This is a genomic window from Silvimonas iriomotensis, from assembly GCF_014645535.1.
GTDB lineage: Bacteria > Pseudomonadota > Gammaproteobacteria > Burkholderiales > Chitinibacteraceae > Silvimonas > Silvimonas iriomotensis.
Map to the genome: position 1 here is coordinate 98,828 of NZ_BMLX01000006.1, position 12,688 is coordinate 111,515.

At 59.2% G+C, this 12,688-nt stretch carries 11 protein-coding genes; 6 read left to right on the forward strand and 5 right to left on the reverse strand.

What is annotated here, in order from left to right; all coding sequences use genetic code 11:
- Positions 1 to 45: 45 nt before the first annotated feature.
- Positions 46 to 357, reverse strand: coding sequence for a YbeD family protein (locus IEX57_RS17500; RefSeq protein ID WP_188705951.1), 312 nt, complete (start codon positions 355 to 357; stop codon positions 46 to 48).
- Positions 344 to 1,234, reverse strand: a complete 891-nt coding sequence (locus IEX57_RS17505) for a D-amino acid aminotransferase (protein WP_188705954.1) — start codon at positions 1,232 to 1,234, stop codon at positions 344 to 346. Before IEX57_RS17505 ends, IEX57_RS17500 begins: the two co-directional genes overlap by 14 nt.
- Positions 1,235 to 1,901: 667 nt before the next feature.
- Here IEX57_RS17505 and phoB point away from each other — a divergent pair.
- The 3 genes from phoB (at position 1,902) to tal (ending at position 5,407) form a co-directional block, all read left to right on the forward strand.
- A complete protein-coding gene (gene phoB / locus IEX57_RS17510; RefSeq protein WP_188697166.1) occupies positions 1,902 to 2,588 on the forward strand; it encodes a phosphate regulon transcriptional regulator PhoB in 687 nt (228 codons plus the stop codon).
- Positions 2,589 to 2,760: 172 nt separating this feature from the next.
- On the forward strand, positions 2,761 to 4,050 hold the full coding sequence (phoR, locus tag IEX57_RS17515) for a phosphate regulon sensor histidine kinase PhoR (RefSeq protein WP_188705956.1): 1,290 nt from the start codon (positions 2,761 to 2,763) through the stop codon (positions 4,048 to 4,050).
- A 277-nt stretch (positions 4,051 to 4,327) separates the two neighbouring features.
- Positions 4,328 to 5,407, forward strand: a complete 1,080-nt coding sequence (gene tal / locus IEX57_RS17520) for a transaldolase (RefSeq protein WP_188705957.1) — start codon at positions 4,328 to 4,330, stop codon at positions 5,405 to 5,407.
- Between the two features lie 74 nt (positions 5,408 to 5,481).
- Here tal and IEX57_RS17525 read toward each other — a convergent pair whose 3' ends face one another.
- Positions 5,482 to 5,919 carry a hypothetical protein gene (locus tag IEX57_RS17525; protein WP_188705959.1) on the reverse strand — a complete coding sequence of 146 codons (438 nt, stop codon included), beginning with the start codon at positions 5,917 to 5,919 and terminating at the stop codon, positions 5,482 to 5,484.
- A gap of 363 nt (positions 5,920 to 6,282) precedes the next feature.
- Positions 6,283 to 9,021, reverse strand: coding sequence for a chitinase C-terminal domain-containing protein (locus IEX57_RS17530; RefSeq protein WP_188705961.1), 2,739 nt, complete (start codon positions 9,019 to 9,021; stop codon positions 6,283 to 6,285).
- 582 nt (positions 9,022 to 9,603) lie between these two features.
- Here IEX57_RS17530 and IEX57_RS17535 point away from each other — a divergent pair.
- Both IEX57_RS17535 and IEX57_RS17540 read left to right on the forward strand, forming a co-directional pair.
- Positions 9,604 to 10,200: a 6-pyruvoyl trahydropterin synthase family protein gene (locus tag IEX57_RS17535; RefSeq protein WP_188705963.1), complete on the forward strand. Its 597-nt coding sequence runs from the start codon at positions 9,604 to 9,606 to the stop codon at positions 10,198 to 10,200.
- Positions 10,201 to 10,265: 65 nt separating this feature from the next.
- The gene (locus tag IEX57_RS17540) at positions 10,266 to 10,640 is read left to right on the forward strand and encodes a nuclear transport factor 2 family protein (protein ID WP_188705964.1); all 375 of its coding nucleotides are present in this window, start codon (positions 10,266 to 10,268) and stop codon (positions 10,638 to 10,640) included.
- A gap of 23 nt (positions 10,641 to 10,663) precedes the next feature.
- Here IEX57_RS17540 and hda read toward each other — a convergent pair whose 3' ends face one another.
- A complete protein-coding gene (gene hda / locus IEX57_RS17545) occupies positions 10,664 to 11,335 on the reverse strand; it encodes a DnaA regulatory inactivator Hda (RefSeq protein WP_188705966.1) in 672 nt (223 codons plus the stop codon).
- 289 nt (positions 11,336 to 11,624) lie between these two features.
- On the opposite strand from hda, the gene purM reads away from it, so the two are divergent.
- A complete protein-coding gene (gene purM / locus IEX57_RS17550; RefSeq protein WP_188705968.1) occupies positions 11,625 to 12,668 on the forward strand; it encodes a phosphoribosylformylglycinamidine cyclo-ligase in 1,044 nt (347 codons plus the stop codon).
- Positions 12,669 to 12,688 lie beyond the last annotated feature (20 nt).

Consider the following 12,688-nt stretch of genomic DNA (forward strand, 5'->3'; position numbering starts at 1 on the left):
GGGCAGGCCATATTCCTCACGCCTCACACTTCACTCCTTGCCCGCTTACAGCACCATGCGCACCAGCGGGTGCGCTTTGAGGGCGGCATCCAGGGCGTGCACTTGTTCTACGTTATCGAAAGTCACCGACAGGGTGGCGGCAAAGTAATTGCCCTGGCTGCTGGGACGAATGGTCACCAGTTCGGCCACAAAACCAGGCACGTGCTGCGCGGTCAGGTCAACCAGCATGGCGTGGAATTCTTCTTGTGCGACTTGCTTGTGGCTCACGGCCTTGACCGGGATCAGTACCGGGAACTCAACCAGGTTTTCCAGCCGGGGCTGGTCCTGATTCAGATCAGTGATGTTAACTTGGGTCATGTCTGAACTCCTTGTTGCGCATGACGTCGCGCTTGAATTGCTGATAGTGGCGGTGCATCTCGCTAAACACCGGGCCGGGTTTGCCCTGCCCCACCACATGATCATCCAGCCGGATCACGGCTTGCACTTCCCTTGAAGAAGAAGTGAGCCAGATTTCGTCGGCATCACGGACTTGCTGCTCGGTGATTTCACACACCCGGTGCGGCATGCCGTGCTGCCGCGCCAGTTCCAGAATCAAGTCATAGGTGATTCCGGTAAGCATCAAATGTGAGGGTGGTGGCGCGAGAATTTCGCCTTGGCTGACCACAAAGATGTTGCTGGAGGAGCCTTCTATCAAGAGGCCATCCCTGAATAGTACCGTTTCAGCCACGCCGGCATCCACCGCCATCTGGCGGAGCAGCACATTGGCCAGCAACGCGGTGGCCTTGATATTGCAGCGTAACCAGCGGATATCCGACGCCGATACCGCCGTGACACCGGCTTCTATCAGCGCTGGCGGGGGCGGCGTGAGGGTATCGGCATAGATCAGCACGGTGGGGGTCACTGCGGCCGGCAGCACATGGTTGCGCGGCCAGGCCGGGCCACGGGTCACTTGCAGATACACCGACTGGTCTTCGAAATCCTGCGCTTGCACCACAGTCAGAATCAGTTCTGCCCAATGCGCCAGCGTGTAGGGGTTGGTCAGACTGATGGCCGCCAGGCTGTGCGCCAGTCGCTGCAGGTGCTCATCCAGCCTGAACGGCTGCCGGCTGTAGACCGGAATGACTTCGTACACACCGTCACCAAACAGAAAACCGCGATCCATCACAGACACCTGCAGTGTGTCGAGCGGGGCAAACTGGCCATTCAGATAAGCGGTACGCGCGGGGACGGACATGGATTTCCTTGCAGCGTTGCAGTCGGCAGATACCCGCATTATGACCGCGCAAGAACCGGGCTGCATTTGCAACGGCAATAAAAAAGCCCCGGAACGGGGCTTTGGGGTGCTGTGATGTCAGCTTGTGTGCGGTGTGACAACGCAGGTCAAAATCTGCGTCAGAGCGCCACGAAAACGTGGGTGAACAACATGGTGGTCGATACCGCAACCAGCACGGCCACGATACGACGGAACAGTCCGGACTTCATCTGTTGATTCCTCCTGGGCTAACAGCCGCATGCACGCGGTGACGCCTTGCTTTACCTGGAGCCAGGGCGCTTGCGCTGTCGATGCAGAAATCATATCCGGTGCAACATGATGATTAATGTCAACAATTGACCACATTGTTGTCAATCTTTAACAAAATCAGCGATCACGCGCAAAGCCAGGCCCAGCGCCAGTCCGCTCCTTTTCGGCCCGATATGCGGACTGCATATGGGGTCAGTTCGTAAACTTGTAATATTCTGTTCACATTTGAGCCTTAATCTCGCAACAATTTTCGGGCGCCCCCAGTCTTATATAAAGCGCAAGACCGGCCAGCAATGACCGGTTTCATCAGGAGATGAGCCACCCTCGGGATGGCAGCAAGCCGCGCCCTGAACGCTACCCCCGTGAGGTTATTTACCCAATGCCAGCCAACATCCTGCTTGTCGAAGACGAACCGGCCATCCAGGAACTGATTTCCTTCAACCTGACCCAGGCCGGCCACCATGTGATGCGTGCCGATTCTGCTGAATCTGCCGCCCATATCGTACGCAATGCGCTGCCTGACCTGATCCTGCTGGACTGGATGCTGCCAGGCATGACCGGTATTGAATTTGCCCGCAAGCTGCGTGGCGAAGAGCGTACCCGCCAGATCCCGCTGATCATGCTCACCGCCCGTTCGGACGAGCAAGACAAGATCATCGGCCTTGATACCGGCGCGGATGATTACATCACCAAGCCGTTCAGCCCGCGTGAACTGCAGGCGCGGATCAAATCCGTGCTGCGCCGCCGCTCGCCGCAAGTGACCGATGATCTGGTGGAAGTGCAAGGCCTGCGCCTTGACCCGACCACCCACCGCGTCACCGGCAATGGTGACCCGATTGATCTGGGGCCGACTGAATTCCGTCTGCTGCACTTCTTCATGACCCACCCGGAACGCGTGCATTCCCGCGCGCAACTGCTGGATCAGGTCTGGGGCGACCACGTGTTTGTGGAAGAGCGCACGGTGGACGTGCATATCCGCCGCCTGCGTTCGGCACTGGAAACCAGCGGCTACGATCGCCTGATCCAGACCGTGCGCGGCACCGGCTACCGCCTCTCTGCCCAGTAAGCAAGATGAAAATATTCCACTGGCCCGATGGGGGCCGGTGGAAGAATCGTAATAAAATCGTGCCAGTCTCGACCGCACAGGATGCGTGATCGAACCGGCCGGATGCCAGTACCCTGATCAGCCTGGTTTTGTCAGCGCCTCTAAACCTGCCCCGTTTTCCCGGATTTTTTCGATGATTTGGCTGCGCTCGACCATCTATTACCTCTGCATTTTGCTGTTCGCCCTGATTGTTTCTGCACTTGCCGGCCCGGTTTGGGGCTTGTCGATGGCTGCAGGCATTCTGGGTATCGCCACTGCATTTCACCTGTATAACCTTGCCCGTCTGCTGCGCTGGATGAAAAATCCGCGCGTCGATAACGTGCCGGGCAGCTTTTTGCTGTGGCAGGACGTGTTTGACCGGCTGTACGAACAGGTCCGCAACCAGCGCAAGACGCAAGACCGCCTGGCGCACATGCTGGAGCGCTTTACCAGCGCCGGCGAAGCCCTGCCCGATGGCGTGATCATGCTGGACGAACATGACCGCGTGGAATGGTGCAACCAGGCCGCCAGCCAGCATCTGGGCATCGATCGCGTCACCGACATCTGGCAGATCGTCACCAATATCGTGCGCCAGCCCAGCCTGCGCGAATACCTGCGCATGCAGGATTTTGCCCACCCGCTGATGCTGCGCACCACACGCCCGCAAGAGCAGGTCTTGTCGGTGCAGCTGGTGCCGTTCGACACCACGCGCAAGCTGCTGCTGTCGCGCGACATTACCCAGCTTGATCGCGTGCAGACCGTGCACCGCGACTTCATCGCCAACGTCTCGCATGAGCTGCGCACGCCGCTGACCGTGGTGGGCGGCTTTATCGAAACCATGATCGACATGCCCGATCTGGAAGAAGCCACCCGTCGCCAGCAACTGCAACTGATGTACGACCAGACCCAGCGCATGCAGCGTCTGGTGGATGATCTGCTGACCTTGTCGCGGCTGGAAAACGGCCAGCAGATGAAAGAAGAAGAAGTGGATGTGCCGCAACTGATGCGCCTGATGCATGACGAGGCCGTGGGCCTGTCGCAAGGGCGCCATGAAGTGCGCATCGGCACGCTGGCGCCGGCCCGGCTGATCGGCAATCATGACGAGCTGCACTCTGCCTTTGGCAACCTGGTTTCCAACGCCATCCGCTATACACCGCAAGGCGGCGTCATCACCATCAACTGGGTGGTCGATCACGAGCAGCCGGTCTTCAGTGTCCAGGATACCGGGATCGGCGTAGCGCCAGAACACGTGCCGCGCCTGACCGAGCGCTTTTACCGCGTCGACCGCGGTCGCTCCCGCTCGACGGGTGGTACCGGTCTGGGGCTAGCGATCGTCAAACACATTTTGCAGCGCCACCAGGCGCAACTGGCCGTCAAATCCCGTCTGGGTGAAGGCAGCGAGTTTTCGGTACGTTTTCCGCCGCATCGCTTGCTGGCGGACTGAAAACCCGGCGAAATTGCTCACTTGCCGGGTGCAAAATCGGTTCAGCAGTCGCCAATTTCGCTCAAAAACGCGCTTTCATCGGGAAAACCCGGACTTCACTGTTTTATTTCCAGGGCAGACCCCCATATACTGTTGGTCCGTCGGGCCTATCTGAAGCGCCGACGGGGCGAAATCTTCACAGTGATTGCATGTCAAACCGCTATACATGGCGGATAATGACAAATGAGTCTGGCGATCACGCCCTTTTATGACAACGTATGATTTTGAGGTGAATGCAATGAGTAGAATCGCTGCCATCAAGCCCTTCGGGCAACGTATCTGGCTGGATAACCTGTCCCGTGGCCTGCTGAAGTCGGGCGAACTGGCTCGTCTGATTCAAGAAGACGACATCGCAGGTGTGACATCCAACCCGGCGATCTTCTACAAGTCCATCAGCTCCGACCCGCTCTACACCGGCGACCTGGCTGAACTGAAGAAGCAAGACCTGACCGCAGAACAACGCTACGAAGCGCTGGTTGTGCCGGACATCCAGGCCACTTGCGACCTGACCGCGCCGCTGTACCGCGACACCAAGGGCCTGGACGGCTACGTCAGCCTGGAAGTTTCCCCGCACCTGGCCAACGACGCACAAGGCACCATCGACAACGCCAAGCGTCTGTGGGCAGCCATCAACCGTCCGAACGCCATGATCAAGGTTCCGGCTACGTCTGCCGGCGTGATCGCGTTCGAAGAACTGATCGCTTCGGGCATCAACGTCAACATCACCCTGATGTTCAACCTGGTTCACGTGGATGACGTGCTGAACGCCTACATCCGTGGCCTGGAAGCCCGTATCGCTGCTGGCCAGCCGGTTGACCACGTGCGCGCTGTAGCGTCTGTGTTCCTGTCCCGCGTTGACACCCTGATCGACAAGCAACTGGAAGCCATCGGCTCCGCTGAAGCCAAGGCCCTGCAAGGCAAGGTTGCGATCTCCTTCGTCAAGGTTGCCTACCAGCACTACAAGAAGCTGTTCCACGGCAGCCGCTTTGCTGATCTGAAGGCCAAGGGCGCGCACCCGCAACGCCTGCTGTGGGCTTCCACCGGCACCAAGAACGCCGCTTTCCGCGACACCATGTACGTGGAAGAGCTGATCGGCCCGGAAACCGTGAACACCGTGCCGGACGCTACCCTGGACGCATTCCGCGACCACGGCGTTGCTGCTGACAAGCTGGAAACCAACACCGAAGCCGCCGTTGAAGTGATGGCCCAACTGCGCAAGCTGGGTATCAACTACAACCTGGCTGGTGAGCAACTGCAGGTTGACGGTCTGAAGCTGTTTGACGAAGCGTTCGACAAGCTGCTGGACCTGACCAAGTAATCCGGGTCTCGCCCAATAAAAAACCGGCCTTCATGGCCGGTTTTTTTATGCGCTGATCACACCGGAAACCGGCATCAGACGCGGCGCAATGGCGTCACACGCGTCAGGTAAGCCAGCACCGTGTCTGTACGCTGGCGCCCGAAGAACACCGACGCCACTTGCGACAACAAAGAGCGTTGTTCTGTCGGCGCGCATTCATCCGCCGCATGGGCCACGCGGCACTCGCATCCGCTCATGCGGCCATCCGGCGTGACGGTAACGGTATTGGCGCCCAGCTTGCACCAGTCGGCATCACCAGCCAGCTGGATATGGTCCACGTCGTACAGATTGGAAGAAGTCATGCCGGCACGGATGGAATAGAAATCGTGCTCGCCATCCCAGGCTTTGACTTCCTGCATGCTGTGATTGATCACGCGCCCGTTGAACGGCCACGCGGTATACATGGCTTGCGCCGGTGCGGCGACAAGCAAGAGCAACCCGGCCACACCACTTGCCAATGCAATGCGATTCATTGTTGTCTTTGTCTGTATTGTTAGATTGGACGGGATATAGAGCAAGAATCGGGCCAGCAGGCAAAATACCTGTTTAATCAATCACATGGCTGGCATGCGCGGCTTGACGGCGTTAGTCCGATGGCATAGCGGGGGATTTTTGTCGCCACATGGCGACACTGATCGCGCGCCGTGACCGAAAAGCCCAACAATTCAGGCCACTTGCCTTGTCGCCACAGAGCGACACTGCATCGCCGCAGCGACAAATGCCGACAGACGGGGCGGAAAAACGCATGAAAAAAGGCGGGTCAGAGCGACCCGCCTTGTGTGTTTTGAGCGACTGGCAAACCGGTCAGACCGGTCTGCCGCGCGCTTCAACGCGCCTTACTTGAAGCCCACCGTCACATCCGGGTTCTCTTGCTGCAGGATGTACTTGTTGCCACCAATGGTGACCACATAGTTGGACGGACCGGAGATCGGCAGATAGTAGTTCAGTGCGACGGTCACGGTCTGGCCCGGAGCGATGCTTTGCCAGGTCGGGATGCTGAACTTCGCGTGGTTGTAGTTGTTCTTGAAACCACCGATGTTGTTCGGGCCGGTATAGCCTGCCGACGTGTTGGTCAGACCGAAACCGGACTGGTCTGCCATCGTCGCCGGTGCGGATACCGGGTAATCGAACTCAACCGTGCTGCCACCCGGAATGGTCTGGGCGGAGTTGTTGGTGATCTCCATCTTGGGCGTGATCGGGTAGTTGTTATCACCCATCGGCCACTGATCCAGCACGATACCTACCGCAGCCGAGGTGGTCGGCAGCGTGGTTTCTGCCTTCTTGTTGCCATACGGCGCGGCAGCAGTGAAGGCGTTGTAGATATCGGTAGTCAGGGTGTTGCCCATGTAGTACTCGCCCTTGCCGCCGTTCATGCTGGCGTTCCAGGCGTAGTCACCGGCCAGTTCCCAGATCATTGCGCCGCCAATGCCGTGATCGACAATGTATTGCGCCTTGGCCTGGATGGACTGCTCGGTTTCGGTGGAGATAAACACCTGCTTGGTGGCGTTCCACAACCACGGCGCAACCAGCGTCGAGTTGTAGTTCGGCGCGTAGGTCCCGGTGATGGTCTTGTCGGTCACCTTATAAGCATCAAGGTAATCCGGCACGATGCCGTTTTGCAGGTTCAGCGCATGCCACAGCGGGTTGCCGCCGCCCGGTACCGGATTGCCCTGGCTATCCAGGTCATACCAGACGTTGTCGATGCCGGTAGCGCCCTGGCCGCAAGTGGCAATGCCCTTGCAAGTCACGGTGCTGCTGACAGTCGGCGTGGTGCCCCACAGGCCATTGGTACCGCCGGTCACGCCCTTCCAGCCACGGGTGTAGTACGGCAGACCGATGTTGATCCGGCCAGACTGCAGTGCGCCGCGGTAGTAGTGGTAAGCCCAGTCGGTATTCAGATAGCCAATGCCACCGTATTGCGAAGCGCCGTACACGCCGCCTGCTTTCAGTTCAGCATCATTGCCATCGTCATAGAGCGCAGCATTCGGGCCGACATACTGGTTCCAGGCGCCGTGCAGGTCATACGACATCAGGCTGGCGTAGTCCAGATATTGCAGGGAAGACATGTTCTCTTCGCCACGCAAGATCCAGCCCGAAGCCGAACCGGCGATGGTCAGCATGTAGTACTTGTTGTCCGCTACCGCTGCGGTATCCAGTTTCTGGCGCAGGGTCTTGAGCAACAGGTTGTAGCTGGTCATCAGCCCCTTCAGACGCGGGGTAGAGATGCTGAAGTCGTCCGGGTTGCCGGCCTGGTTGTTGGTGGTGGGATGTTCGTAATCGATATCCACGCCATCAAAGAAGTTGTACTGACGCAGGAACGCCACCACAGAATCGGCAAACGTATTGATACCGGCCGTGTTGGTGCTGCCATCGGCATTGGTGGTCATGGTGTAGAAACCGGTACCGCCAGCCCAGCCACCGATCGACATGATGATCTTCACGCCAGGATTCTGCTTCTTGTACTGGGCCAGCAGGTTGAAGTGGCCTTTGTACGGCAGCGTGCTATCCATGGCCGCACCCGGGACATTCGGCCAGGTCAGGCTGATATCCGGGCTGGTGGCGCTGGTGTCGATGCTGATCTTGTAGGTGTTCTGGTCAACCATGGCGAATGCATAGTTGATGTGCGACACCTTGTTCCAGGGGATGTTGTTCACCAGGTAAGTCGGTGAGCCATCCACACCGGTACGCCAGCTGGCGAAGTAACCAACGATACGGCGATTCAGGCCATTGGCCAGCACTTCACGGCCGTTGGCGTCATACACCTTGCAGTACGGCACGTTGCTGGTGCCCGGGATCAGACCATCCGGACGGCAAGCATTGGCCGACGGGGTCGGTGCGGGCGTTGGCGTTGGCGTTGGCGTTGGCGTTGGCGTCGGCGTCGGCGTCGGCGTCGGCGTCGGCGTCGGTGTCGGTGTCGGTGTCGGTGTCGGCGTCGGTGTTGGCGTCGGTGTTGGCGTCGGTGTTGGCGTCGGTGTTGGCGTCGGTGTTGGCGTCGGTGTCGGTGTGGTGCTACCGCAGTTGCCGACGATGGTCCATGGCTGGCCGGTGCCCGTGGCGCCATTGCTGGTGCTTGGGTTGTTACCCTGTGTCCAGAAGTTGGCCTTGTAGTTCACGCCGTTGTAGCTGACGGTCGCGCCGGTGCTATACGCGGTGCCAGAATCCCAGGCGGTATAACAGCTACCCGACGGGGTCGGCGCTGGCGTGGGCGTGGGCGTCGGCGTAGGTGCTGGCGTCGGCGTGGGGGTCGGCGTGGGCGCCGGTGTTGGCGTAGCCGTCGGGGTCGGCGTGGGCGCCGGCGTCGGTGTCGCGGTTGGTGTAGGAGTCGGGGTCGGGGTCGGAGTGCCGCCGGTATCGGCGCCCAGATCCTTCCACAGGCTCGGGGTCGCTGCCGGGTTCCAGTTGGCACCCACATAATCAGTCTGGGTTACCAGTGCCTGATAGTCATGCCCGTTGTAATACACAATGGTGCCTGCGGTATAAGTACCGCCGTCTTGCCAGGTGGGGTATGCACCCAGTGCATATACCGCCGCCAGGGCAAAGGGCACGGCCGCGAGGGCCAGCCGCTTGCTTTTCATGGTTCAGTCTCCAATCCGTTGATTCTGTGTCGCGATGATCCGTTCTTGTGTTTGACGGATCTTGAAGGCGCCGTTTTTGTAAGAAAACTGCGGTGCGGCGCCGGTCCCGCCAAGGCATTTATGGCCATTTCGCGGGTGCGATATCGATTAGCGGTATGGGGCCTGAAGGTGTCAAGGCGCGCGCCTGTCGCCGGTTTTGCCTCATTTTTCAGCAACAAGACCAGTCGCCGGGCGTCATTTTGTTGCATTGCAGCACAAACAGGACCAGCGGAAGTATCTGGCCGATACATTGCTTGTTTTTGCCCTGATTGCGCATGTTGCAGTACAAAAAAAGCAGTCGCTGATATGCGGTCGGTCGATACCACTTGACCGTACATCACCGCTGGTCTGCGACAGCCGGATGTCAACCAGATGAAGTTTTGTTGAACGACGGGTCATGACATACAGCAAACTACTTACAAAACTTACATGCAAGCTTGAATCACCGGCAATCCGGATGCCGCCCGGAAGCGCGGTACCCGGCATGCTTGAGCAGACGGCCGGATTCTGATAAAACCCGAGTTCATTACTCAGGTTTTATCCATGCTGATCCGCAAGCTGTTCAAATTTGAAAGCGCGCATATCGTGCGCAACTGTTCGTCCGACCGTTGCCGGCGCTCCATCCACGGCCATAGCTACAAGGTGGAAGTGCTGCTGGAGGCGCACGCGCTCGATAACGGCCAGATGGTGTATGACTTTGGCTTGATGAAGAGCACCATCAAGGACGTGATCGACGCGTTTGATCACGCCATCTGTTTCTGGGACAAGGACGATCCCGAGTACATCCGGCTCTCGCGCGAGTTCTCTGCCCGCTGGATCAGCGTGCCGGTATCGCCTTCGGCCGAGCAGTTTGCCCGCATCTTCTTTGTGGTCATCGACGCCATCCTCAAGAACACCGTCATGAAGAATGGCGAGAGCGATGTCCGTCTGCATTCGGTGATCGCCCATGAAACGGAAACCGGCTACGCCCAGGCTTTCCGTGAAGATGCCGAAAACGCGCGCATGGGGCTGATCAAGCTGGAAGACCTGGTGTTCTCTGATCAGGTCAAAGCGGAATGGCATGACCCGGACATGATGAACAAGCTGATCGCCGGCGAGCCCTTCGTCAACCCGGAAGTACCCCAGCAAGTGCAAGGCTGATCCCCGCCAGGCAGCGCGGTAACGCCCTTCCCTTGAACTATATTGATCAGAAGGGGGGCTACATCATGCTTGCGGATGAATCTGTGAGGTCACCAGAAGACGTCGTCCAGGCGCAACTGGATGCCTACAACGCCCACGATACCGATCGCTTCGTGGCCTGTTATGCCGAAGACGTGCGCGTTGCCGGCTGGCCATCGAACGAGACCCGCATGGAAGGCCGCTATGCACTGGCGGCGTTCTACCGGCTGCACCGGTTTAACCGGCCGGAACTCAAGGCTGATCTGCAGAACCGCATTGTGTTTGGCAATACGGTGATCGATCACGAAATCATTACCGGGCTGGAACACCACACCGTGACTGCGGTCGCGATCTATCGCGTCGACAACAACCTGATCAGCAGCGTGCATTTTGTCGAGCGCCCGCCCGTACCGGATCGCTAGACGCGGCCGGTTCTCACCTTGCCTTAAACGTGGCGATCACCCGCCAGCACATCGCGGATCAACGGCACAGTCACCGGCCGTTTGGTCGACAGCGCATAGCGATTGGCTTGTTCCAGCACCGCCCGCAGGCTGGCCAGATCACGCGCGGTGTGGCGCAACAGGTAATCGGCCACCTCGGTCGGCAACTCAAACCCGGCTTCGCGCGCCTGTGCCTTGAGTGCAGCGATCTTGTCTGCATCAGACAGCGCCTTGAGCTGATACACCAGCCCCCAGCCCAGCCGCGTGGTCAGGTCATCGCGCAAATCCAGCTGCATGGGTGGCAACGGCCCGGCGGCCAGCAGCCGGCCACTGCCCTCGCGCAGGGTGTTGTAATGGTCGAACAGGCGAATCTGCTGTTCCGGATCAAGTGCCTCGACATTATCGACAATCAGCGCGGCGGCCGGGTCGATAAAGTCGGGCAGCCGCTCGCGTGCGGCGTTGATATACAACGCGCCCGCCAAGCGGCTGGCGGCGGCATCCAGCAAATAAGATTTGCCCACGCCATCACCGCCCCACAGGTACAAAAAGCGGATATCGGCCGCGCCGGCAGCCCATTCAGCCAGCATGAACAAGGGCTCTGCGTTCTCGCCCGGCACAAAGCCTTCAAAGCTGGGCGGCTGCGGCAGGTAGAGGTCCAGAATCAGCTGTTCGCTCATGCACGGGCCCCTTTTTGCCAGGCGCAAGCGTGCCCGTTCACCGGCTGCGTGGCGGCAACCAGGTGATTTTGCAGGGCAAACAGACGGGGAGTCGGGCGTTTCATCTAAAGATGCGGTAAAATACTGGCCTTTTGTAGACCGGGCTTTTTGGCAAAAAGGCTGTCAATTCTAGCCGCAACGAGGCAATCCCGCCACGAACGGGGTAATCGGCCCGTTTAAACGGCACCTTCAGCCGCCAACCTGCCCCGCAGCAGACCTGCCACCTGATCTGGACCACGAGGCCATACGCATGACCACCACCCCCACCGGCTTGAGCTACCGCGACGCAGGCGTTGATATCGACGCGGGCGATCAACTTGTTGAAAACATCAAACCGTATGCCAAGCGCACCATGCGTCCGGAAGTGCTGGGCGGCCTTGGCGGCTTTGGCGCCATGGTGGAAATCTCCAAGAAATACAAAGAACCTGTGCTGGTTTCCGGCACGGATGGCGTGGGCACCAAGCTCAAGCTGGCGTTCGAACTCAATCGCCATGACACCGTGGGCATCGATCTGGTGGCCATGAGCGTGAACGATATCCTGGTGCAAGGGGCAGAGCCGCTGTTCTTCCTGGATTACTTTGCCTGCGGCAAGCTGGATGTCGATGCCGCCACCGAAGTGATCCGCGGCATTGCCCATGGCTGTGAACAAGCCGGTTGCGCGCTGATTGGCGGTGAAACCGCTGAAATGCCAGGCATGTACCCGGTCGGCGAGTACGATCTGGCCGGCTTTGCGGTGGGTGTGGTCGAAAAAGCCAACATCATCACTGGCAAGACCATCCAGCCGGGCGATGTGGTGCTGGGCCTGGCTTCCAACGGCGCGCACTCCAACGGTTACTCGCTGGTTCGCAAGATTCTGCATCTGTCGGAAGCCGATTACGCGGCCGAGTTCGAAAACGGCAAGTCGCTGGCCGATGTGGTCATGGCGCCGACGCGCATTTACGTCAAGCCGCTGCTCAAGCTGATGCAAACCCTGCCGGTGAAGGGCATGGCCCACATTACCGGTGGCGGCATCTCTGAAAACGTACCGCGTGTACTGCCGGAAAACACCGTCGCACAGATCGACTCCAAGAGCTGGACCATGCCCAAGCTGTTCCAGTGGCTGCAAGAGAAAGGCGGCGTGGCTTCGGCTGAAATGTACCGCACCTTCAACTGCGGGATCGGCATGGTGGTGATTGTTGGCGCAGATCAAGCTGACGCGGCCACCCGGTTGCTGCAGGCTGAAGGCGAAACCGTGTACCGCATCGGTGCCGTGCGCGAGCGCAACGGCGACGAACACCAGACGCAAGTCGCCTGACCGGGCGTGGGGTGGGAGGA

What these genes read in the sequence shown, in the direction of transcription:
- IEX57_RS17500 (WP_188705951.1), bottom strand. Translation starts at nt 357, where the DNA reads ATGACCCAAGTTAACATCACTGATCTGAATCAGGACCAGCCCCGGCTG.
- IEX57_RS17505 (WP_188705954.1), bottom strand. Translation starts at nt 1,234, where the DNA reads ATGTCCGTCCCCGCGCGTACCGCTTATCTGAATGGCCAGTTTGCCCCG.
- phoB (WP_188697166.1), top strand. Translation starts at nt 1,902, where the DNA reads ATGCCAGCCAACATCCTGCTTGTCGAAGACGAACCGGCCATCCAGGAA.
- phoR (WP_188705956.1), top strand. Translation starts at nt 2,761, where the DNA reads ATGATTTGGCTGCGCTCGACCATCTATTACCTCTGCATTTTGCTGTTC.
- tal (WP_188705957.1), top strand. Translation starts at nt 4,328, where the DNA reads ATGAGTAGAATCGCTGCCATCAAGCCCTTCGGGCAACGTATCTGGCTG.
- IEX57_RS17525 (WP_188705959.1), bottom strand. Translation starts at nt 5,919, where the DNA reads ATGAATCGCATTGCATTGGCAAGTGGTGTGGCCGGGTTGCTCTTGCTT.
- IEX57_RS17530 (WP_188705961.1), bottom strand. Translation starts at nt 9,021, where the DNA reads ATGAAAAGCAAGCGGCTGGCCCTCGCGGCCGTGCCCTTTGCCCTGGCG.
- IEX57_RS17535 (WP_188705963.1), top strand. Translation starts at nt 9,604, where the DNA reads ATGCTGATCCGCAAGCTGTTCAAATTTGAAAGCGCGCATATCGTGCGC.
- IEX57_RS17540 (WP_188705964.1), top strand. Translation starts at nt 10,266, where the DNA reads ATGCTTGCGGATGAATCTGTGAGGTCACCAGAAGACGTCGTCCAGGCG.
- hda (WP_188705966.1), bottom strand. Translation starts at nt 11,335, where the DNA reads ATGAGCGAACAGCTGATTCTGGACCTCTACCTGCCGCAGCCGCCCAGC.
- purM (WP_188705968.1), top strand. Translation starts at nt 11,625, where the DNA reads ATGACCACCACCCCCACCGGCTTGAGCTACCGCGACGCAGGCGTTGAT.